The following is a 21,878-nucleotide window of genomic DNA, read 5'->3' on the forward strand; positions in this document are numbered from 1 at the left end:
ACACTTCAGTTGAAAAACATGAATAGAATACTTCAGAAAAATCCCATTTTTAAAAGTCCTTTTCTCCTACTCTTCAGTTTAACAATCATCCTACAATTTGGGACCGTAACAGATTTACAGGCCCAGATCCCCGGAACGCAACCTGAAGCTGAGGAACCTGCAGAACCAGAATGGCCCGATGATGCATTGGGAAGACGCACTCCCAGAAGTGCTGTCGCCGGATTCTTCTCTGCAGTTGCAGAAAAGGATTACACCACAGCAGGAGAATTTTTTAAAGTAGCTGAAGGGGGAGCTGAAGATACCCGAAGTGCAGAACTGGCAAGACAACTGGAGATCCTGCTCAATCAACGTGGCCAAATGATGCCTTATTCCTGGCTGAGTAATGATACCGAAGGTAGATTGGATGATGATCTCCCAAACCACCTGGAAAGAGTAGGAACGGTATCAACTTCCCGGGAAGATTTCGACCTTTTACTGGAAAAGGTCGAAGGTCCTGAAGGTGGACCCTTATGGCTTTTTTCAGATCAAACCATACAATACATTAAAGAGCTTTCGGCACTTGAAGAAAATCTCCTGCTGCTTCACCGCATTATGCCTCCGGTACTCGAGCAATATCAATTGTGGGGAGCAACCGTTGGGCAATGGCTGGCCATCCTGCTGCTAGCTGCTTTCTCCTATGCTGTGGCATGGCTCATCATTCAGTTCTTTTTATTTCTTATTCCGTTGTTGTGGAGAAGAGCCCGTACAGAGCCCACAGCCGGGGTATTGAAGGCATTTGCCCTTCCTGTTAAACTTTATCTTGCAGTCTGGCTTTTCGTGGTGCTTTCAAAGGAGATAGGAATATCTATTGTTTTACGCCAGCGGTTTAGCGGGATCACCGTTGTTATAGGACTACTTGCTTTTCTTATCCTTTTGTGGCGTTTATCGGAATTTTTGGGAACCTTTAGCACCAACCGAATGAGTTCCCGGGGAAATATTTCCGGAGTATCTGTTGCACTTTTTTTGAAAAGGGCTGCAAAGATCGCTATTGTGATCTTCGGCATTATTGCCATTTTAGGAGCCATTGGAGTAGACATTACAACCGGTTTGGCCGCACTGGGAATAGGTGGTTTGGCCCTTGCTTTAGGAGCACAAAAGACCATTGAGAATTTTGTTGGAAGTGTTACCTTAATTACAGATCAACCTATAAGAGTAGGCGATTTTTGTAAAGTAGGAGACACCATGGGAACAGTAGAAAAGATTGGAATGAGGTCTACCCGTATTAGGACACTTGATCGCACCCTGGTTACAATTCCTAATGGCGAGTTCTCTTCCAGCAGGATAGAAAATTATGCCCACAGGGACAGATTCTGGTTTCATCCAATTATTGCCCTGCGTTATGAAACAACTCCAGATCAAATAAGATTTCTGCTGGTCGAACTAAGGGCAATACTATATGCGCATCCTATGGTCACCTCAGATCCTGCACGGGTAAGATTCATAAACCTGGGAGCAGATTCTATTAACCTGGAAATATTCACCTATGTTAAAGCCAGCACATTTGATGAGTTCTTGGAGGTTAAGGAGGATCTCTTGCTGCGCATTATGGATGTAGTTGGAGACAGCGGTACAGGATTCGCCTTCCCTTCTCAAACCATTTACTTCGGAAAAGACATAGGACTCTCAAAGGAGAAATCTAGAACCGCAGAAGAAAAGGTTCGGGAATGGAAACAAAAAGGTGAATTGCAATTACCCAGATTCGACCCGGAGCACATTAAAGAAATTGAAGACAAGATCCCTTATCCGCCTGAAGGTTCTGCAGAGCAGAAACAAAAAGGTCCCGGTCCCGCTCCAAACCCACAATAGTTTCCAATGAAATGTTTTTTAAGCTGAGATCAAATCATTTGATGCATACCGTCTAACCAGTGGCTCAAAAATGACATTTTAGGGCCACATTAATATTTAACATGGAAATTTTCGACAATATAAGAAACGGAGAAACTGAAGAAGTTAAGCGCAAACTTTCACATGATCCTTCCTTAGCTCATAAGAAAGATGAAAAAGGATTTCCTCCTATTGTTCTTGCAACCTACAATGAACAACCCGAAATAGCTCAAGTCCTGCTTGAAAATGGTGCCAACATAGATGAAAGAGACGTTGCAGGAAATACTGCTTTAATGGGAATTTGCTTTAAAGGCAATGCCGAAATTACGGAAATGCTTCTTGATAAAGGAGCCGATGTGAATGCCCGAAATTATGGAGGGGCGACACCTTTGATTTTTGCAGCTATGTTTGGTCAGAAAAGGATTGCGCAGTTATTACTACTAAAGGGAGCAGATAAAACTATGAGAGATGCACAGGGAAACACGGCTTTTAACTATGCTCAAAAAAAGGAAAACCGGGAGCTCATAAACTTGTTGAAAGATTAGCTTCAGGACTAAAAAATTGAAAAAGGAGCCTCCCATGAAAATTTTGATGTTTTTAGTGGTATTCCCTTAAAATTTACATAATTCATTGGTGTTCACAGCACTTTCTTCTAATTTAGAAGAAAACCAACACCAAAAATTATGATAGATAAGAAAATCAAGACTATGGCCCGCGCCGGCTTTATTGCAAAAGGGGTAGTATACGGGATCATAGGAGTTTTAACCTTTAAAGCCGCTTTTGATATGGGAGGTCAAAAGGCAGGACAAATGCAGGTTCTGGAATTCCTTGAAAAGCAAACTTTTGGAAACATCCTGCTTGTTCTAATGGCTCTGGGCCTTGCCTGCTACGCTGCCTGGAGGTTTATTCAATCTATAAAGGACCCGGAAAATATTGGAGATGATAAAAAAGGTACTGCAAAGCGAATTGGCTTTTTTTGCAGTGGCCTTCTTTATTTAGGATTTGGAGTTCTCGCAGCCATTAAAGCATTTGGTTCAACAGGAGGAAGTTCGGGCTCTTCGGGCTCAGCTCAAAAATCTTCATTTCTCGCAAGTGAGACTGGTCTCTGGATCATTGGGATCGTAGGGGTAGGAATTATTATAGCAGGGATCTTTCAGTTTGTCAAGGCTTACAAAAATGATTATTATAAAAAATTGGGGCTTGCAGCTTTAAATGATCAGAAAAAAAGGGAGAGCGTTAAGAAAACTGCCGAGTTTGGCCTTAGTGCACGTGGCGTAATTTTGGTCATTATAGGATTCTTTGCAGTAAAAGCAGCAGTAAACTCTAATCCTTCTGAAATAAAGACAACCCAGGAAGCATTTGCATTCCTTCAGGATTCATCTTATGGTCCCTGGTTGATGGGAATTGTGGCTGCCGGTCTTGTAGCCTATGCAGTCTACATGTTCCTCATGGCAAAGTATAGAAGATTCCATGCCTAAAAATAGGGGATTTCACCTATAGGCTCCTCAAACCTTTAGGCTTATCTTTACGTATACCTTTTAATCATCACGTGAGATTTAATTAAAGGTAATTTGTAAATTTTTGTTTTGAAAAGAAGAAGAGAGATTGGGGGATCTCTCTTCTTTTTTTATTGACCAAAATGTTCATTGTGGAAGATGAAATCTACAGCCATTTTTGCATGGAGATTTGTGGTCTGCAAAAGTGGTAGATCGGTATCATCATTGTTGATCAAAATGGGCAGCTCGGTGCATCCCATGATCACAGCCTGGGCTCCTTTTTCCTTTAGTAACTGTATGTGGTCCAGAAAAAAGGATTTGGCAGATTCAGTAAATTTTCCCTGAGTCAGTTCAGAAGAAATATATTGATGGATCTCATCCTGAAAATCTTCTTCGGGAACTATCGTTTTAATTCCAAATTTTTCATGGAGTCTTTTATGTAAAAAGTCGCCTCTCATAGTAGGACGGGTTCCCAGCAAACCCAGTTTTTTAAAACCTTTTTTTTGTGCTTCTATCCCTATGCCATCGGCAATGTGCAAAACAGGAATAGAGATCTTATCATGTATATAGTCATATACAAGGTGTGGAGTATTTGCACATATGACTATGGCACGTGCGCCGGCTATCTCAAGCTTTCGGGCGATATGCAAATAAGCGGTCTTTATCTTGTCTACATTATGCTCCCGCATTAGCTCCACATTGAGGCTGTAAAGGATAAGGGGAGGGTTTGCATGAGTACCAGTTCTTTTCCCGGCCATCTCATTGATGAGCCGGTAGTATACTATTGTGGAGTGCCAGGAGGTTCCACCAATTAATCCGATAGTGCGCATGGGAGGTAAAGTTTGTTTAAAGATAAAAATAAGGTCCTGGAGTGGGGCTGACCAAGGTCATTAAAAGCAAAAAAAGCACCCCAATGGGTGCTTTTTAGTGTGATTGTCACATTTTATTAGTGAACTGCAATGGTATCAGGATTGTTATCCTTATCTCCGGTTACCGTTCCTCCATTTGAAATGTTACCCAGCAAAAGAATTCCGGCTACGTGAGGTGATGCCATAGATGTTCCGCTAATGGTGTTATAACCTCCGTTTTTCCACGTTGAATTAATGGAAACTCCAGGTGCGGCATAATCAACAGGTGGATTCCCGTAGTTTGAGAATGAAGCAAACCTGTCAGATGAATCGTGAGCAGACACTGTATAAATATTACTTCCATTCACTCTTGCGGGAGAAGAATTACCTGCATGAGCAGAATCATTACCTGCAGCCAGAGCAAATTTTATCCCTTTATTAGCAGCAGCCACAACTGCAGCATCAAGAGCATCGGAAGTTGGCCCTCCCAGACTCATATTGGCAACATCTCCTGATGATCCATATTTGGCAACATGATCTACACCGGCAATAACACCAGAATAAGATCCGCTACCACGGGAGTCAAGAACCTTTACAGGAATAACCGTTGCACCGGGTGCAACTCCAACAACTCCAACACTATTGTCAAGAGCAGCAACAGTACCGGCTACGTGAGTTCCGTGACCATTATTGTCATCTGGCGAACCAGAATCTCTACCCGAAGTAAAAGCATTAAATCCTCTTGAAGCATCCACATTTAGATCTTCATGATCAATATCAATACCGCTGTCGATGATCCAGGCAACATTGCTTCCTGTGTAAGCAACGCCCCCGTTTACGCGTGTAATTCCGTATGGAGTAACCTGGCTTCCAGTGTCTCCACCGTCTCCGCCATCACCACCTCCGGGTTCGTCACAGGGACCTCCGTTTGGAGTACCACAAGGAGGTGCCAGTGCAACAATTCTATCCTGCTCTACATAAGCTACCTCGCTACTCTTACTTAATTTAAGAGCATCGCTCTTTGACATCTTTAGGGTGACAGCACTAAGAGCAGCACTGTAAACCTGTACAACTTCTGCTCCTTCTACGGCATTCATAGTAAGAACATCCTGAGTTTTTTGCTGTACCTCCAAGCTGTTGAGACGATGATCACCACTCATTTTACCCGATTCCCGGTATACAACAATATACTGATCTGGAATAACTTCAGAATAGGACTGAGCCGCCTGAGGCTCTTCAACAGTTGGGACATTAGTGGTTTCGTCCTGCGAACATGAAACCATTGCAGTTAGGGCAAATGCAGCCGCAAAACCGGAATAGTACTTCTTTAGATTCATAAAAAATAATTTAGGTTAATGTTAAAAGATTCCCCGAATCTATATTATTAAATCATTAAATGAAACTTTTTAACAGGCACAATCCCAGTTTTTAAACCTCTTTAGGATGAAAAATGCAAATCAAAACAATGTGTTAAAATCCTGAAATCCTTTGCTGCTCCTACCATTACATAAAATGAAAAAGGCGAAAATCTAAAATTTTCGCCTTCCAAACTTTAACGTTCCTTTAATAAGATTATTCTGTCTTTTCGCCATCCCACTTTGAAAATCCATCGATCAGGTTGTAGGTGTTGTCAAATCCCTTCTGGTCCATGATGGTGCAGGCCTGCCTGCTCCTGTTTCCGCTCCTACAGTAGATGTAGTAATTTTTATCTTTATCGAGGTTATCGATTTGGTCGAGAAATTCCTGTCCCTTATAGATGTCGATGAATTTGGCACCGGGTATATAACCTTCCTCTACTTCCTGTTCTGTACGTACATCAAGGATGACAGCATCTTCATCATTAGCAATTTTTTCTCTCCATTCTTCCTGTGTTAATTCTTTCATGTTATTAGCGTTTAAGTTGCATACACAAATATAAGAATCAGGCCTTCTTTTCAGCACATTCTTGATTTAAGATTGAGAAAAAGCAACATTTATTAGAAAAAATATTTTTTTTGAATATTTTCCCTTTTATATTTGCTGTTCAAATGAACCTGAAAAATTTAAAAAACTGGTGGTGGAAGTACTTACGTCAATTGTCGTGAGCAACACCTCCTGTATCATATACAAAGGCTTGTCAATCACGACAAGCCTTTTTTTATGGCCTTATTTCAAAAACCAAAGAAGAACATGTATAAACTGAACACAACCTATAAAAAACTCCTCGCCGATACCTTTACCCCGGTGAGCTTATACCTTCGGTTACGGGATATCTTTCCCAACAGTCTCCTGTTGGAAAGTAGTGATTATCACGGCAACGAAAACAGCTTCTCCTACATTTGTTGTAATCCTATAGCTGAAGTTAAGGTTGAAAAAGGAAAATTTCACCAATCTTTCCCCGATGGCACTTCCACAAAGACAGCCATTACCGGGGAATTTGATGTTCCTTCAGCCATTCATGAATTCTCTCAAAAATTTAGCACTACAGGTCCCGACTTCAATTTTATCAATGAAGGCCTTTTTGGTTATATCGCTTATGATGGGGTTCAATATTTTGAAAAGCTTAACCTCACCAAGAAAAAAGAGGACCTGGAGATCCCGGAGATCAGTTATGCTGTTTATCAAAATATAATCGCTATAAATCATTTCAACAATGAAGCGTATATTTTCGATCATAGTTATTCTCAAAAGAATAATCTTGAGCAGATAGAACAGCTTCTAAAGGTCAAGAATTTTGCTTCCTATTCTTTTTCTGCAGAAGGAGAACCGGCTTCAAATGAGACAGATGAAGGTTACAGGCAAATGGTTCTTAAAGGCAAAGAACACTGTCACCGTGGAGATGTGTTCCAACTGGTTCTTTCCCGAAGGTTTTCCCAGGGATTCAAAGGTGATGAATTCAATGTTTACCGTGCACTTCGCAATGTAAACCCCTCGCCTTATCTTTTCTATTTTGACTACGGAAGCTTTAAGATCTTTGGAAGTTCACCTGAAGCCCAGCTGGTTGTAAAAGAAGGTAAAGCTGAAATTCATCCTATCGCCGGAACCTTTAAGCGTACCGGAAATGATGAACAGGATGCCGCCAGCGCCAAAGAACTTGCAGCCGATGAAAAGGAGAATTCTGAACACGTTATGCTTGTAGATCTTGCAAGAAACGACTTGAGCCGCAGCAGCAAGGAGGTGAAAGTTGAAAATTATAAGGAGATCCAATATTTCTCTCACGTGATCCACCTGGTGAGCAAAGTCACCGGGATCAAAAATGGAGATGTTAGCACTATGAAAATGGTAGCCGACACTTTTCCTGCAGGCACCTTAAGCGGCGCCCCTAAGCATAGTGCTATGCAGCTTATTGAAAAGTATGAAAATGTAAACCGGGATTTCTACGGTGGCGCAATTGGATTTATGGACTTCAATGGAAACTTCAATCATGCTATTATTATAAGATCCTTCCTGAGTAAAAACCATCGACTATATTACCAGGCTGGGGCCGGGATAGTCTCGGGATCCACCCCCGAAGGAGAACTGCAGGAAGTTTACAACAAAATTGGAGCATTAAGAAAGGCATTGGAACTGGCGGAAGAGATATAACCTCCCTGCACTACCAGCACCTTTCTTTAAAAGAAGGGGAATAAAAACTTGAGAATGAAAAACAATAAAAATAAAGAAAACGCTCATCCTATTAATGAGAGCGAGGCAAAAGAAAGAAAAATGCCATCTGTCCTTGTAATAGATAATTACGATTCGTTCGTGTACAACCTGGTTCACTATCTTGAAGAATTAAATTGTAAAGTAACTGTTCGCCGGAATGATGAAATAGACCTTGAAGAAATCGGGAAATACGATAAGATCCTGCTTTCTCCGGGACCGGGGATACCCGATGAAGCCGGACTTCTAAAACAAGTGATCTCTAATTATGCTTCGAAAAAAAGCATTTTTGGAGTCTGTTTAGGACAGCAGGCGATTGGAGAGGTTTTTGGTGGAAAACTTATCAATCTGCAGGAAGTGCATCATGGTGTCGCTTCCAAGATTAAGCTGTGTGTCACCGATGAATTCCTTTATGATCAACTCGACGGTGAAATTGAGGTGGGCCGCTACCACTCCTGGGTTGTAGATCCCGCTTTACCAGACTGCCTGGAGGCTACTTCTTATGATGAGAACGGGCAGATCATGTCTCTGCGCCACAGAGATTATGATGTACGGGGAGTTCAATTTCACCCGGAATCGGTTTTAACTCCGCAGGGAAAAAAGATGGTCGCCAACTGGATTAATAGTCCGGTGAAAGCGCCAAAACGGGATGAAAATGATCAACAACCAGAAATAATATAGCAGGATGAAAGAAATTTTGAACAGGTTGATCAACCACGAAACGATTTCCAAAGAAGAAGCCAGAGGTGTTCTGGTCGATATCTCGGCCGGGAAGTTCAACGAAAGTCAGATTGCCGCTTTTTTGACCGTTTACATGATGCGCAGCATTACGCTTCAGGAATTGGAAGGGTTTAGAGATGCGCTTCTGGAAATGTGTCTGGCTACAGATCTTGCGCAATTCGACCCCATCGATCTTTGCGGAACAGGCGGCGATGGAAAGGACACTTTCAACATTTCTACCCTCGCTTCTTTTGTTACGGCAGGGGCCGGGGTAAAGGTCGCCAAACACGGAAATTACGGTGTTTCTTCCAGCTGCGGAAGTTCGAATGTCATGGAGCACCTGGGAATTAAATTCAGCAATGAGCAGGATTTTCTTGAACGAAGTATGGAGGAAGCCGGAATTTGCTTCCTGCATGCCGCTCTCTTTCATCCGGCCATGAAAAATGTAGCACCAATCAGGAAAAACCTGGGAGTGAAGACTTTTTTCAATATGTTGGGACCAATGGTAAATCCGGCCTTTCCAAAGAATCAGGTGGTCGGAGTTTACAGCCTGGAGCTTGCGAGAATGTATGCTTATCTTTACCAGAAAACCGATAAGAATTTTACAATTCTACACGCCTTAGACGGTTATGACGAAATTTCCCTTACCGGGAATACTAAAATGATCACTAATAACGCTGAAGCTATGCTGCGCCCGGCCGATTTTGATCTTGACACAATAAAAGCATCTCAAATTTCGGGTGGCGACTCTATAGGATCGGCGGCAGAAATTTTCATGAACGTGCTGAGCAATAAAGGAACTGCAGCACAGGAGAATGTAGTTTGTGCAAATGCTGCGGTAGCCATAAACACAGCAAAAAACACAGGACTCGAAAATGCCTTTTTTGAAGCTAAGGAAAGTCTGCGATCTGGTCGCGCATTGAATGCTCTTAAGAAACTACAGCAATTAAATTAGGAAGAACCAAATGAATATACTGGACAAAATAGCAGCAAGAAAAAGAGAAGAAGTAGCCTTTTTAAAAGAAGAAGTTCCTGCCGAATCTCTACAACTCCTGCCACACTTTCATCGAAAATGCCTTTCCCTGAAGGAAAATCTTCAGAAATCTTCTACAGGTATTATAGCCGAATTCAAACGCCGCTCTCCATCTCATCCAGAGATCAATCTTGAAGCCGATGTTGCCATTGTGACGAAAGGCTACGAAACTGCGGGTGCTTCGGGTTTATCTGTGCTTACAGATGAGGAATTCTTTGGTGGCAGCCTGGATGATCTTGCAATAGCAAGAGAAACTGTAAAGTTACCTTTGCTTCGGAAGGATTTTATGATCGACGAATACCAGATCATTGAAGCAAAAGCCATGGGTGCAGATGTGATCTTGTTGATCGCGGCCATCCTGAAGCCGGATGAGATCAAAAAGCTTTCAAAAAAGGCAAAAGAACTAGGTCTTGAAGTATTATTGGAAGTACACAATGAAGAGGAGCTCAAAAATGCCCTTTTTGACACTGTAGATATGATAGGGGTCAACAACAGGAATTTGAAAAATTTTGAGGTTGACCTTCAAACCAGCAAAGATCTGGCAGAAAAGATCCCGAACAACTACGTCAAGATCTCTGAAAGCGGGATAAGTGATACTGCTGCAATTGTAGAGCTTCAAAAAAGCGGTTTTAAGGGTTTTCTTATCGGAGGAAATTTTATGAAGACAGAAGATCCGGGGAAAAACGCTTCAGAATTTATTGAGGAACTAAAAATTAAAGCCTGATGGACCTGAAATTAAAGATCTGCGGCATGCGGGAGCCGGAAAATATGAGCAGCATCCAAGCTTTACAGCCCGATTACCTGGGACTCATTTTTTTTGAAGGTTCCCCGCGGAATGTTGCAGGTGAAATATTTAAGGTGGATCAAAAGATCAAACGAACAGGTGTTTTTGTAAATGCTTCCGAAAAAGAGATCCTGAAAAAAGTCGATAAATATGAACTTTCCGCCATTCAGCTGCATGGAGAGGAAAGTCCCGAATTCTGTAAAAATCTTAAGAAGAAACTTTCAGAAGAAATTGAATTGATCAAAGTGTTTGGGATCAAAGAAGAGTTTGACTTCGATAATCTCAAGCCCTACGAAGGCGTGGTAGATTTTTTTCTCTTCGACACCAAAGGAAAAAGCAAAGGTGGAAACGGGATCATGTTCAATTGGGAAGTATTAAAAAACTATCCTTCCACTACCCCATTTTTTCTGAGTGGCGGGATTGGACCCGGCGATGCAGCTGCCGTGACAGAATTGTACAATACTTTCCAAAAAAGGCAAAAGGAACACCTGTTATACGCGATAGATGTGAACAGTAAATTTGAAACTGCCCCGGCAGTTAAAGACGCTGAAGCTTTAAAGTTATTTAAAGATCAGCTTTACAAGAAAAAATATGAGTTATCAAGTAAACGAAAAAGGATATTACGGGGATTTTGGCGGCGCCTTTATTCCTGAAATGTTATACCCGAATGTGGAGGAACTGCGTTCCCGCTATCTGCAGATCATGCAGGAAGAAGATTTTCAAAAGGAATTTCGTCAGCTGCTGAAGGATTATGTGGGGCGACCTACTCCGCTGTATTTTGCAAAAAGATTCAGCGAGAAGTTTGGCACAAAAGTCTATTTAAAAAGGGAGGACCTTTGCCACACGGGCGCTCACAAGGTCAACAACACCATTGGACAGATCCTCATGGCTAAACGCCTGGGGAAAAACAGAATTATTGCCGAAACCGGTGCAGGTCAACACGGTGTTGCTACTGCCACTGTCTGCGCACTTATGGGCCTTGAGTGCATCGTGTATATGGGAGAGATCGATCTTAAAAGACAAGCTCCAAACGTGGCCAGAATGAAGATGCTGGGAGCTACTGTGGTGCCGGCAACATCGGGAAGCCGAACTTTAAAAGACGCCACAAACGAAGCTATCCGTGACTGGATCAATAATCCGGTGGATACTCATTACATCATTGGATCGGTCGTTGGACCTCATCCTTATCCAGATATGGTAGCCAGGTTCCAGAGCGTAATTTCTGAAGAGGTGAAAAAACAGCTTCAGGAGAAAGAAGGCCGTGAAGCGCCAGATCATGTTGTGGCCTGTGTGGGCGGAGGCAGTAATGCTGCAGGGATTTACTACCACTATCTCGATAATGAAAAGGTGAATATCATAGCTGTAGAGGCTGCCGGAGAAGGAATTCTTACCGGAAAAAGTGCCGCTACTTCTGCTCTTGGAAAGGAAGGGATCATCCACGGAAGCAAAACATTACTGATGCAAACCGACGACGGACAGATCACCGAACCTTATTCTATTTCGGCCGGGCTCGATTATCCCGGTGTGGGACCTATGCATGCAAATTTATTCAGGACGGGACGCGGAGAATTTATTTCTGTTACCGATGAAGAAGCTATGGCGGCCGGTTTGCAGTTGTGCAAGCTGGAGGGAATAATTCCGGCCATAGAAACAGCCCATGCTTTAGCCATTTTTGAGAAGCGTAGATTTGAGAAAGATGAAGTGGTTGTGATCAATCTTTCGGGCCGTGGGGATAAGGACCTCAATACTTACATTGAACATTTCAATTTGTAATAAAATTTGAGACCTCACAGGTTTTTGAAACCTGTGAGATCTGATTGAAATATCTTGACAGACTAAACATGAATAGAATAAAACAAAAACTACAGGAAAACTCTTCTAAAAAGCTGCTTTCCATCTATTTTACAGCAGGATATCCTCAACCTGAAGATACAGTGGAAATCTTACAGGAACTGCAAAACAGCGGAGTGGATATGGTGGAGATTGGGCTGCCTTTTAGCGATCCTTTGGCAGATGGCCCGGTGATTCAAAGAAGTTCGGAGGCTGCTTTAAAAGGTGGCATGACCACAAATAAACTCTTTTCACAGCTGGAGAACATCAGGGAAAGTATTGAGATTCCGTTGTTGATCATGGGCTATTTTAATCCAATCCTTCAGTACGGAGTGGAGAAATTCTGCCGCAAATGTAGCGAGATCGGTATTGACGGACTTATCATTCCCGATCTTCCGCTGGAAGAGTATGAACTTCAGTATAAAAAGATCTTTCAGCAGTATGATCTGCTTCCGGTGTTCCTTATCACTCCCCAGACTTCCGAAGCAAGAATTAGAGAGATCGATAATGCTTCCGAAGGATTTATTTATATGGTGAGCACGGCCGCAGTTACAGGAGGCACAAAAGGCTTTGGCGACGAGCAAAAGGAATATTTTGCAAGGGTGTCAAAAATGGGATTAAAGAACCCTCTTATTGTGGGCTTCGGGATCAAAGATGAAGTGACCTTTAAACAGGCTACGGAAGTGACAAACGGAGCCATAATTGGAAGTGCTTTTATCAAGAACCTCACTGATAGCGGCACCTCGAAAATAGGTGATTTTATAATCTCCATAAGATAATTACCCTCCTTATTAACAATGCTTTAATAGAGAAAACCTCTCATTTTCCTTATCTTGAAATGAACTTAAAAACGAACGTTATGGGACGAATTTCAGATAAACATGATAAGAGAAAAAGGCAGAGTGATAATGATCCTTTAAAAGGTGAAATTGGAAACCGCGATATCAATACTAATGATTTTGATATTGAGGAAAGAACCATTAAGGACCAACAGAACAAAAAGTAATGGAAAAAGGAGAAAAGAGGACTAAAAGCGGAAAATTGCCGCTTAGTACTTTTGGTAAGCTGCGACCTCCACGAAAAAGATTTACCACTAAGCCTCAACAAATAAAAGATTTGCTTGAAAAAGAGTCCGTCTAATCCTCAAGGAATTGACGGTATTGCAAGACCCTGAAATCAATTGTATTGAATTCAGGGTCTTGTTTTTTTAAGTGTTTATAAAGTTCCATACTGCCAATAGCCCGGTTTGCAGAACCCGATGGCGCTGTAAGTGAGACCGTATTAATAGAACGTCCATCCAGCAGGAATTGATGTACCCGCGGCACATCATTGGAGATCACCTTGATTTTTATATTCTGCTCTTTCAACATTTTCCTGAAGAAGAATTCCGGCCCATTCTTACTGTTGCCACCGGTGAACAGCAGCGTATCTATCTTTTGGTGCTTTCTCAAAATCCCTATAAGATCCCGGAGCTCAACGTGAAGCATTCCCAGATCGGACGCATCAACTTTGTCCCTCCTGCAACTTTCCACAGTATCACAGATCCCGATACCCTTACTCGCTAAAAATTCCTGACGTTGCTTCACAGCTTCGGGAGTGTTCTCGAATTTCAGGTCGAGGTTGAAGATCCGGTCAATGATCTGCCACAGCATTCCATCGCGGCTTCCGTAGCAAAAATCCACGTCCCCTTCCTTCAGTTCCCTTGTAGTAAACCGCGGCGGGGGCAGCGTACCGACAATCAGTTTTGTGGCATTTTCAGGAATAAAAGGTTTGTAAGGATGTTTATGATGAAATAATTCCGGATTCAAAATTCAAGATTTAAAATTACCCCCAACCCCCTGAAGGGGGCTTAATAGGACTACAAAATATTTTCTCACATCTTATATCTCATATCTCAATACTATTTTAGTACAACAACGAGATCATCTGCGTAAACCATATCTCCTTCCTTGAGTACGATCTTATCTACTTCTCCCGAAGCGTTGGCTGTAATAGTAGTTTCCATTTTCATGGCTTCAATGACAAAGAGCGGTTGATTCTTTTCCACTTTTTGACCCGGCTCCACCTGAATATTAGATAAGGCTCCCTGCAATGGTGCACCCACTTGTTTCTTGTCGTTTTTATCCACTTTTTGATGTACTACTTTCTCTACTTTTACAGAGTTATCTTTAACATCTACGGCTCGGGTTTGACCATTAACCTTAAAGAATATTTTCGACATTCCGTCATCATTGGTTTCACCTACAGAAAGGAATTCAATCAACAGGGTTTTTCCACGGTCCAGTTCTACTATAATTTCTTCTCCCGGCTCCATTCCATAGAAGAAATTCTTGGTCGGAACGTTCATCACGCTGCCAAACTCCACATGATGATTGTAGAAATCTGTAAATACTTTAGGATAAAGTTTGTAGGAAAGAAAATCTGTTATTTCGACATCCCTGCCCATTCCTTCTCCAAAGGTGGATTTGAATTCTTCAAACTCTTTTTCAAAATCAATAGGTTCTAAATGTGCATTGGGTCTTTCGGTATAGGGTTTTTCATCTTTAAGTACGATCTTCTGTATCTTTTCGGGAAAACCACCGTGAGGCTGTCCCAGATCTCCTTTAAAGAAACTCTTCACCGATTGCGGAAAGGAAATTTCATCTCCCTTCTCAAGCACATCTTCTATAGTTAGATTATTGCTCACCAGGTACTGCGCCATATCTCCCACCACCTTTGAGCTGGGGGTTACTTTAATAATATCCCCAAAAAGTTCATTTACCTTGCTGTACATTTCGGTGATCTCGTGGAACCTATCAGCCAAACCAAGGCTCTCCGCCTGTGGCTTGAGATTGGAGTATTGCCCTCCCGGGATCTCGTGTTTATACACTTCTCCCGATCCAGCTTTTAAACCTGATTCAAAAGGATAATAATAATGTCTCACTGCCTCCCAATAGTGGGAGTATTCATTGAGTTTATCTGCATTTATAGCTCTGCCGCGGTCATGAAACCTCAGCATTTCAACAATAGAATTAAAGTTAGGCTGAGAGGTTAATCCAGAGAGACCGCCAATGGCAACGTCGATCACATCTACTCCCGCCTCTACTGCTTTGAGATAAGTAGCCGCCTGTATGGAAGAAGTGTCATGGGTATGAAGATGAAGTGGAATATTGATCCTCGACTTCAACGCCGATACCAACTCGTAAGCAGCATCGGGTTTTAGAATTCCTGCCATGTCCTTGATCCCTATTAAGTGGGCACCGGCATTTTCAATGTCTTTTCCCAACTGCACATAGTAATCCAAATTATACTTGGATTCTTTTGGGTTCATAAGATCTCCCGTATAACAAATAGTTCCTTCGGCCAGTCCGTTAGTTCTTTTTCTCACATGCTCTATGCATGGAGCAATAGATTCCATCCAGTTCAAGCTATCAAAGATCCTGAACACATCTATCCCATTCTCCCAGGCCTGTTCTACAAACTTTTCTATTAAGTTATCGGGATAGGCCGTATAACCTACACCATTGGAACCTCGCAACAACATTTGCATTAGTACATTAGGCATGGCGGCACGAAATCTTCTCAATCTTTCCCAGGGATCTTCCTTTAGGAATCGCATACAGACATCAAAAGTTGCGCCTCCCCAAATTTCCATGCTGAAGACCTCGGGGAGATTTCGTGCAAATCCCTCAGCTACTTTTTCCATATCATAAGTACGCATACGGGTGGCCAGCAGACTTTGATGCGCATCGCGCATGGTAGTATCGGTGTAATGCACTTTTCCTTCATGTAAAAGCCAACGGGAAAATTTCTCGGGCCCATATTCATTCAGGAGGTCCTTGGTACCTTTTGGATAACCGTTTTTATCAAAGGAAGGAACAACAGGTTTAATGAATTTCTTTTTTTCCGGGTTCTTGACATCTTCATTTCCATTGACGATCACATCCCCAAGGAATTTCACCATTTTAGTTGCCCGGTTCCTGGTTTTCTTGATCTGGAAGAGCTCCGGGTGTTCTTTTATAAAATTAACTGTCACGTCTCCCTGTCTAAATGTTGGATGAGAGAGGATGTTGTCAAGAAACCCGATGTTGGTCATTACTCCCCTGATCCTGAATTCAGCCAAAGCCCGGCGCATTTTCCTGCAGGCCCCGTCAAGTGTACGGCTGCTGGCAGAAACCTTTACAAGCATGGAATCAAAAAAAGGAGACACTTTTACTCCCTGGTAAATACTGCCGGCATCCAGCCGAATTCCGAATCCTGATGCACTTCTATAGGTGGTGATCGTGCCGTAGTCGGGTTTGAAATCATTAGTGGGATCCTCGGTAGTGATTCGGCATTGTAGTGCAAACCCATTGATCTGCATGGATTCCTGACTTTCAATCTTGATCTGCTTATCGCTTAATTTGTAGCCACCGGCAATAAAGATCTGGGCCTTGACAAGATCAATATTTGTAATGATCTCCGTAACTGTATGCTCCACCTGGATACGCGGGTTAACTTCAATAAAGAAGATCTCCCCACTCCTGTCAACCAGGAACTCTACCGTACCAATGTTATTGTAATCTACAGCCTTACAAAGCTTTACCGCGTAATCATATAGATTCTTTTTTACCTTTTCGTCCAGCCCCATGGAAGGAGCGAATTCTATCACCTTTTGATATCGACGCTGCACAGAACAATCCCGTTCAAAAAGGTGTACCAGGTTTCCATGATGGTCACCTACGATCTGGACTTCTATATGTTTTGGATCTTCAACGAATTTTTCAAGAAAAACAGTGTCATCCCCAAAAGCATTTTTTGCCTCCCTTCTGGACTCATTAAAACCATTCTTCAGGTCTTCCTGGGATCTAATGACTCGCATTCCTCGCCCCCCGCCTCCCGAAGCAGCCTTCAGCATAACAGGATATCCTATCCTTTCGGCTTCTTCAAGAGCCACCTCTACTGTAGTGAGGTCCTTCTCATTACTTTGAATGACAGGAATATCATTGGCTACTGCAACCTCCTTGGCCTTTACTTTATCTCCCAGCGACTTTAACACCGACACTTTAGGACCTATGAAAATGATCTCGTTTTCTTTACATTGCTGAGCGAATTCGGCATTTTCAGAAAGGAAACCATAACCGGGATGAATAGCATCCACTCCATTTTCTTTGGCCACTTTAATAATGGCTTGTATATCCAGGTAAGGTTTTAGAGGGTCTTTGTCTGCTCCAATCTGGTAAGATTCATCGGCTTTATAGCGGTGAAGGGAGTAGCGGTCTTCGTAGGTGTAGATGCCCACAGTTCTCAATCCAATTTCGGTACAGGCTCTAAAGATCCTTATGGCAATTTCTCCTCTGTTCGCTACTAAAACCTTTTTAATTTTCATTTTCTGAAGTTGCTTTTATTGGTTAATGCTGCTGCGGAAGGCATCCCAAAAATGACATTTTTGACACCTTAGCTTTTTTCAGAAATTAAAAAGAAAAAAGCGGTGAGGCACCGCTTTTTGAAATACTTTAACAATAAACTACTGCTGAAGCTACCTGGTAAAAACGGGTTCGTCCTCTTTAGAAGTTTCTTCAGCCGAATAGCGATAACCATCGTAATCAAAAGCCTTAACTGCTTCGAGGGTCTCAGCCTCATTCTCTATAATATATCTTGCCATGGAACCCCTCGCTTTCTTTGCAAAAAAGCTGATGATCTTCAATTTTCCGTTCTTGAAATCCTTGAATACCGGAGAAATGATACGTGTATTGAGTTTAGCAGTATCAATAGCCTTAAAATATTCCTGACTTGCAAGATTTACAAAAAGCTCGCCCTCTTTTAATTCCTTATTCAAAAATTCTGTCACCTTTTCCTGCCATAGTTCATATAGGTTCTTTTTTCGCCCGACAGATAATGAAGTTCCCATTTCCAAACGGTAAGGTTGGATTAGGTCCAGTGGCCGTAAAATTCCGTAGTAGCCGGAAAGGATCCGCAAAGAATCCTGCATGAAATCGATCTTTTCAGAAGGAATAGTATAAGCATCAAGACCGGTATAAACATCCCCAGCAAAAGCATAAACTGCAGGACGGGAATTCTTCTTTGTATGTTCTTCAGAAAATTCCTGATAGCGGGTGTGATTAAGATCGGCCAGCTTATCGCTGATATCCATAAGCCCGGCGATCTCCTTTTTAGACATGCGGGCAAGTTTACGGTTAACCGCAGCTGTAGTTTCTAAAAAAGAAGGCTGGGTGCCTCTAGTTGTGGGTAATTTGGAATTGTAGTCGAGAGTTTTAGCGGGGGATACTACTATTTTCATGGAATTCGCTTAGAAATTTTTCTGTTACTCCTCAAAAATATCAAATCCCGACAAGATTTCCTGCCGGGATCGTTTATTAGTACTGATAGGCTTATCAAAAAAGCTTATTCGTCTATGAATTCTTTTTGATTTTTAGCATAATTTCTCCATCTCTCAATGCAATCCTGCATATCCTGTGGAATGGGGGAATCAAAACTCAGCCATTCCCCGGTTTCGGGATGCTTAAATCCTAATGTTTTTGCATGCAGAGCCTGTCTGGGAAGCACCTTGAAGCAATTTTCAACGAACTGCTTGTATTTTGTGAAAGTAGTACCTTTCAGGATCTTGTCGCCACCGTAACGCTCATCATTGAAAAGTGTATGGCCAATGTGCTTCATATGTACCCTTATCTGGTGAGTACGACCTGTTTCAAGTCGGCAGGCGACAAGGGTCACATAGCCAAGTCGTTCAAGGACCTTAAAATGAGTAACAGCGGGTTTACCTTTGTCCTCATCATCTCCCATGTACACTGTGTTCTGTAACCTGTTCTTTGGGTGACGACCAATATTCCCTTCAACGGTCCCTTCATCCTCTTCCACATTACCCCATACCAAAGCGACATACTCACGTTCGCTGCTCTTATCAAAGAACTGCTTGGCAAGTTTTGTCATAGCTCTTTCAGTCTTGGCGATGACTAAGAGTCCGCTCGTGTCTTTATCGATCCTGTGGACCAATCCCGGACGTTCGTCACTGTTTTTTGGCAGATTTTCAAAGTGGTAAACAAGTGCATTGATCAAAGTTCCACTGTAATTACCATGTCCCGGATGCACTACCATTCCCGCCGGTTTATTAACGATCAACACTGCATCATCTTCATATACTATATCCAGCGGAATGTCTTCGGGCGTGAGTAGAAATTCATAGGGTGGATGCTCAAACAGCACCTGCACCACATCTCCGGGTTTTACCTTATAATTGGATTTTACCGGCACTTCATTTACATGAATATTACCTTCTTTGGCGGCAGTCTGTATCTTGTTGCGGGTTGCTTTCTCAATGTAGTTCATGAGAAATTTATCGACCCGTAAAGGCTGCTGTCCTTTATCGGCTACAAACCGGTGGTGTTCATACAGCTCATCATCATTGTCTTCGGGCTCGGGGCTGTTATTTTCAGAAATCATATTCTTCCTCTTCCAGATCGTTCAAAATTTGTTCTTCGGCGGTGGCTTCACCTTCTTCCTGTTCCTCTTCCATTCCATATCGTCCGGAGCCATCTCCCAGTACAAGATCGATCTTAGAGGTCTTCATGAGCTTCATTCCAGGTTCTAAGAGCTCTCCTTTATGTCGCATTTCAAGTACTACATCCTTAGCCACATCGGGCTTATAGCTGATAGTTCCAATTTCAAAGCCCAGGGATCTCAGGGTTGGCTCCACCTGCCTGCGGGTTCTGCGGATAAGGTTCTCCGGAATTTCCACTTTAGTGAACCCAGACGGGTTCAGCGTTAAGTAGATCTTCCTGTTCTCTTTGACCTGTTTCCCCGGAAGCGGCACCTGGTCTATCACAGAATACGGCGGATAATCGGGATTATAATTAGCTGAATCCAGGATCTCCCTTCGCAGGTCAAGCTCATTCAGTTGCTCATCTACCCTGTCCAGTGATAAGCGGGCAAGGTTCGGCACCGTGATCCTTTGATCCTGATTGGTGGAAAAATCCAGCCATGTAAGAATAATAAATGCGATCAAAACGAGCGCAACAACAGCCAAAACCAATTGAAGTAAAAAGGTTTTGCTAAAGAGAAATCGGAAAAAACTCATAGTTTAAATTAAAAAACAAAGATATAAAAACAGGTGGTCTTGCAGACATTCATTTAATAGTCGCTACTTTTGTTAACGTAAAAAACCGAGCCATATTTAATTATGAAGAAAAATGTAGCCATAGCCATGGGCGGCTTCTCAAGTGAATACCGTATTTCTATTAACAGCGGTAACGTAGTTTACAAAAACCTTGACCGCAGCAAATATAACCCTTACAGGGTTCATATCCTGCAAAAAGAGTGGTTTGTAATTGGAGAAAATGATACGCCATATCCTATAAACAGAAGTGATTTTACCGTCACTATAGACGGGCAGCTTATAACTTTTGACTGCGTATTCAATACCATCCACGGTACACCCGGAGAAAATGGTTTATTACAGGCCTACCTGGAGCTGCTGGATATCCCACAGACCTCCTGCGACTTTTACCAATCGGCTTTGACTTTTAACAAACGTGACCTTATTAGTGTCCTCAAACCCTACGGCGTCAAAACTGCTGTGAATTATTTTGTAGACAAAAATGACGATATTGATCCCGATGACATTATCAAGAAAGTTGGATTACCCTGTTTTGTCAAAGCTAATAAGGCAGGAAGTAGCTTTGGGATCACCAAAGTAAAAACCCGGGAAGGGATAATTCCGGCTACAAGACATGCTTTTAAGGAGGATGATGAAATTATCGTCGAATCTTTCCTTGACGGAACAGAAGTTTCTGTCGGCGTCATAATGCATAAAGGCGAGGTACTGGCTTTACCTGTTACTGAAATAGTTTCTGAAAATGAGTTTTTTGACTATGAAGCCAAATATCTGGGGAAATCTCAGGAGATCACACCTGCAAGAATTTCTGAAGAACAAACGAAAGAGGTGCAGGAAATAGCAAAACTGATCTACCGGAAGCTGAAAATGAAAGGATTCTCTCGCTCTGAATTTATTTTTCATAACAACGAGCCGCATTTCATTGAGATGAACACAAACCCGGGATTAAGCGAGGCAAGTATATTACCTCAACAGGCACAAGCTGCGGGTATCTCTCTTGAAGAACTTTTCGGAAGTGCCATAGAGACTGCCCTTGCACAATAGGTTGTCAAAAATGCCTATTTTAGAATAAATTTTCTGTAATGAAGAAAGCTGTTTTCCCCGGTTCCTTTGATCCAATTACCTTGGGACATGTAGACATCATCAACCGCGGACTCCTTCTTTTTGATGAGATCATACTCGCTATTGGCGTTAATTCTGATAAGAAATATATGTTCTCCCTTGAAGATCGCGTGCGTTTCCTGAAAGAAACCTTTAAAGACGAACCGAAGGTCAAAGTGGAAACCTATAAAGGTATGACCGTGGATTTTTGCAAGCAGCAAAATGCCCGATTCATCTTGCGCGGACTTCGTAACGGAATCGATCTTGAATTTGAAAAAACCATTGGGCAAACAAATTTTAAACTATCGGGAGTAGAAACGGTATTCTTCATCACTTCCTCAGGAAAAAGCCATATTTCCTCGACTGTTGTTCGGGATGTCATCCGCAATGGTGGAGATTATTACTTCATGGTGCCGGATGTTGTTAGGAAATAGGGATGAGTTAATTCGGGATTGGTTAATTGGGATTGGAGATAGGAATCAAAAGTTAATAT

General features: G+C 42.2%; 21 protein-coding genes. 13 read left to right on the plus strand and 8 right to left on the minus strand.

Features of this window, described 5'->3' with window-relative positions:
* The first annotated feature begins 18 nt into the window (after positions 1–18).
* From ACXYMT_RS14135 to ACXYMT_RS14145, 3 genes are all read left to right on the plus strand, one after another.
* Positions 19–1,845: a mechanosensitive ion channel family protein gene (locus ACXYMT_RS14135; RefSeq protein ID WP_459059746.1), complete on the plus strand. Its 1,827-nt coding sequence runs from the start codon at positions 19–21 to the stop codon at positions 1,843–1,845.
* 101 nt (positions 1,846–1,946) lie between these two features.
* Entirely contained in the window at positions 1,947–2,408 is a 462-nt protein-coding gene (locus ACXYMT_RS14140; protein WP_459059747.1) for an ankyrin repeat domain-containing protein, read from the plus strand.
* 138 nt (positions 2,409–2,546) lie between these two features.
* Entirely contained in the window at positions 2,547–3,341 is a 795-nt protein-coding gene (locus ACXYMT_RS14145) for a DUF1206 domain-containing protein (RefSeq protein WP_459059748.1), read from the plus strand.
* Positions 3,342–3,490: 149 nt separating this feature from the next.
* Here the strand turns inward: ACXYMT_RS14145 and ACXYMT_RS14150 are convergent, their stop codons facing one another.
* The 3 genes from ACXYMT_RS14150 to ACXYMT_RS14160 all read right to left on the minus strand — a co-directional run bounded on the left by ACXYMT_RS14150 (position 3,491) and on the right by ACXYMT_RS14160 (position 6,091).
* On the minus strand, positions 3,491–4,189 hold the full coding sequence (locus ACXYMT_RS14150; RefSeq protein WP_459059749.1) for an aspartate/glutamate racemase family protein: 699 nt from the start codon (positions 4,187–4,189) through the stop codon (positions 3,491–3,493).
* Between the two features lie 116 nt (positions 4,190–4,305).
* Positions 4,306–5,544, minus strand: coding sequence for a S8 family serine peptidase (locus ACXYMT_RS14155; protein WP_459059750.1), 1,239 nt, complete (start codon positions 5,542–5,544; stop codon positions 4,306–4,308).
* A 235-nt stretch (positions 5,545–5,779) separates the two neighbouring features.
* On the minus strand, positions 5,780–6,091 hold the full coding sequence (locus tag ACXYMT_RS14160; protein ID WP_459059751.1) for a rhodanese-like domain-containing protein: 312 nt from the start codon (positions 6,089–6,091) through the stop codon (positions 5,780–5,782).
* 285 nt (positions 6,092–6,376) lie between these two features.
* On the opposite strand from ACXYMT_RS14160, the gene ACXYMT_RS14165 reads away from it, so the two are divergent.
* From ACXYMT_RS14165 to ACXYMT_RS14200, 8 genes are all read left to right on the plus strand, one after another.
* A complete protein-coding gene (locus tag ACXYMT_RS14165; protein ID WP_459059752.1) occupies positions 6,377–7,771 on the plus strand; it encodes an anthranilate synthase component I family protein in 1,395 nt (464 codons plus the stop codon).
* Positions 7,772–7,891: 120 nt separating this feature from the next.
* Positions 7,892–8,509: an anthranilate synthase component II gene (locus ACXYMT_RS14170; RefSeq protein WP_459059926.1), complete on the plus strand. Its 618-nt coding sequence runs from the start codon at positions 7,892–7,894 to the stop codon at positions 8,507–8,509.
* A 4-nt stretch (positions 8,510–8,513) separates the two neighbouring features.
* Positions 8,514–9,503, plus strand: a complete 990-nt coding sequence (trpD, locus tag ACXYMT_RS14175) for an anthranilate phosphoribosyltransferase (protein ID WP_459059753.1) — start codon at positions 8,514–8,516, stop codon at positions 9,501–9,503.
* A 10-nt stretch (positions 9,504–9,513) separates the two neighbouring features.
* Positions 9,514–10,305 carry an indole-3-glycerol phosphate synthase TrpC gene (trpC, locus tag ACXYMT_RS14180; protein ID WP_459059754.1) on the plus strand — a complete coding sequence of 264 codons (792 nt, stop codon included), beginning with the start codon at positions 9,514–9,516 and terminating at the stop codon, positions 10,303–10,305.
* Positions 10,305–11,018, plus strand: a complete 714-nt coding sequence (locus ACXYMT_RS14185) for a phosphoribosylanthranilate isomerase (protein WP_459059756.1) — start codon at positions 10,305–10,307, stop codon at positions 11,016–11,018. The genes trpC and ACXYMT_RS14185 overlap by 1 nt, the downstream gene beginning before the upstream one ends.
* Positions 10,957–12,138, plus strand: coding sequence for a tryptophan synthase subunit beta (gene trpB / locus ACXYMT_RS14190; protein ID WP_459059757.1), 1,182 nt, complete (start codon positions 10,957–10,959; stop codon positions 12,136–12,138). The genes ACXYMT_RS14185 and trpB overlap by 62 nt, the downstream gene beginning before the upstream one ends.
* 68 nt (positions 12,139–12,206) lie before the next feature.
* Positions 12,207–12,974: a tryptophan synthase subunit alpha gene (gene trpA / locus ACXYMT_RS14195; RefSeq protein ID WP_459059758.1), complete on the plus strand. Its 768-nt coding sequence runs from the start codon at positions 12,207–12,209 to the stop codon at positions 12,972–12,974.
* Positions 12,975–13,054: 80 nt separating this feature from the next.
* Positions 13,055–13,201 (plus strand): hypothetical protein, encoded by a 147-nt coding sequence (locus ACXYMT_RS14200; RefSeq protein WP_459059759.1) that lies wholly within the window; start codon positions 13,055–13,057, stop codon positions 13,199–13,201.
* A gap of 130 nt (positions 13,202–13,331) precedes the next feature.
* On the opposite strand, the gene ACXYMT_RS14205 is transcribed toward ACXYMT_RS14200, so the two are convergent.
* From ACXYMT_RS14205 to ACXYMT_RS14225, 5 genes are all read right to left on the minus strand, one after another.
* The gene (locus ACXYMT_RS14205; RefSeq protein ID WP_459059760.1) at positions 13,332–14,003 is read right to left on the minus strand and encodes a uracil-DNA glycosylase family protein; all 672 of its coding nucleotides are present in this window, start codon (positions 14,001–14,003) and stop codon (positions 13,332–13,334) included.
* A gap of 92 nt (positions 14,004–14,095) precedes the next feature.
* The gene (locus ACXYMT_RS14210) at positions 14,096–17,542 is read right to left on the minus strand and encodes a pyruvate carboxylase (RefSeq protein ID WP_459059761.1); all 3,447 of its coding nucleotides are present in this window, start codon (positions 17,540–17,542) and stop codon (positions 14,096–14,098) included.
* A 150-nt stretch (positions 17,543–17,692) separates the two neighbouring features.
* Entirely contained in the window at positions 17,693–18,454 is a 762-nt protein-coding gene (yaaA, locus tag ACXYMT_RS14215; protein ID WP_459059763.1) for a peroxide stress protein YaaA, read from the minus strand.
* A gap of 104 nt (positions 18,455–18,558) precedes the next feature.
* Positions 18,559–19,614, minus strand: coding sequence for an RluA family pseudouridine synthase (locus ACXYMT_RS14220; RefSeq protein ID WP_459059764.1), 1,056 nt, complete (start codon positions 19,612–19,614; stop codon positions 18,559–18,561).
* Positions 19,604–20,248, minus strand: a complete 645-nt coding sequence (locus tag ACXYMT_RS14225) for a PASTA domain-containing protein (protein WP_459059765.1) — start codon at positions 20,246–20,248, stop codon at positions 19,604–19,606. Before ACXYMT_RS14225 ends, ACXYMT_RS14220 begins: the two co-directional genes overlap by 11 nt.
* A 102-nt stretch (positions 20,249–20,350) precedes the next feature.
* On the opposite strand from ACXYMT_RS14225, the gene ACXYMT_RS14230 reads away from it, so the two are divergent.
* Positions 20,351–21,328 (plus strand): D-alanine--D-alanine ligase, encoded by a 978-nt coding sequence (locus ACXYMT_RS14230; protein ID WP_459059766.1) that lies wholly within the window; start codon positions 20,351–20,353, stop codon positions 21,326–21,328.
* Positions 21,329–21,366: 38 nt separating this feature from the next.
* Positions 21,367–21,819 (plus strand): pantetheine-phosphate adenylyltransferase, encoded by a 453-nt coding sequence (gene coaD / locus ACXYMT_RS14235; protein ID WP_459059767.1) that lies wholly within the window; start codon positions 21,367–21,369, stop codon positions 21,817–21,819.
* The last annotated feature ends 59 nt before the right edge of the window (positions 21,820–21,878 follow it).

The organism is Salinimicrobium sp. CAU 1759, from assembly GCF_054482715.1.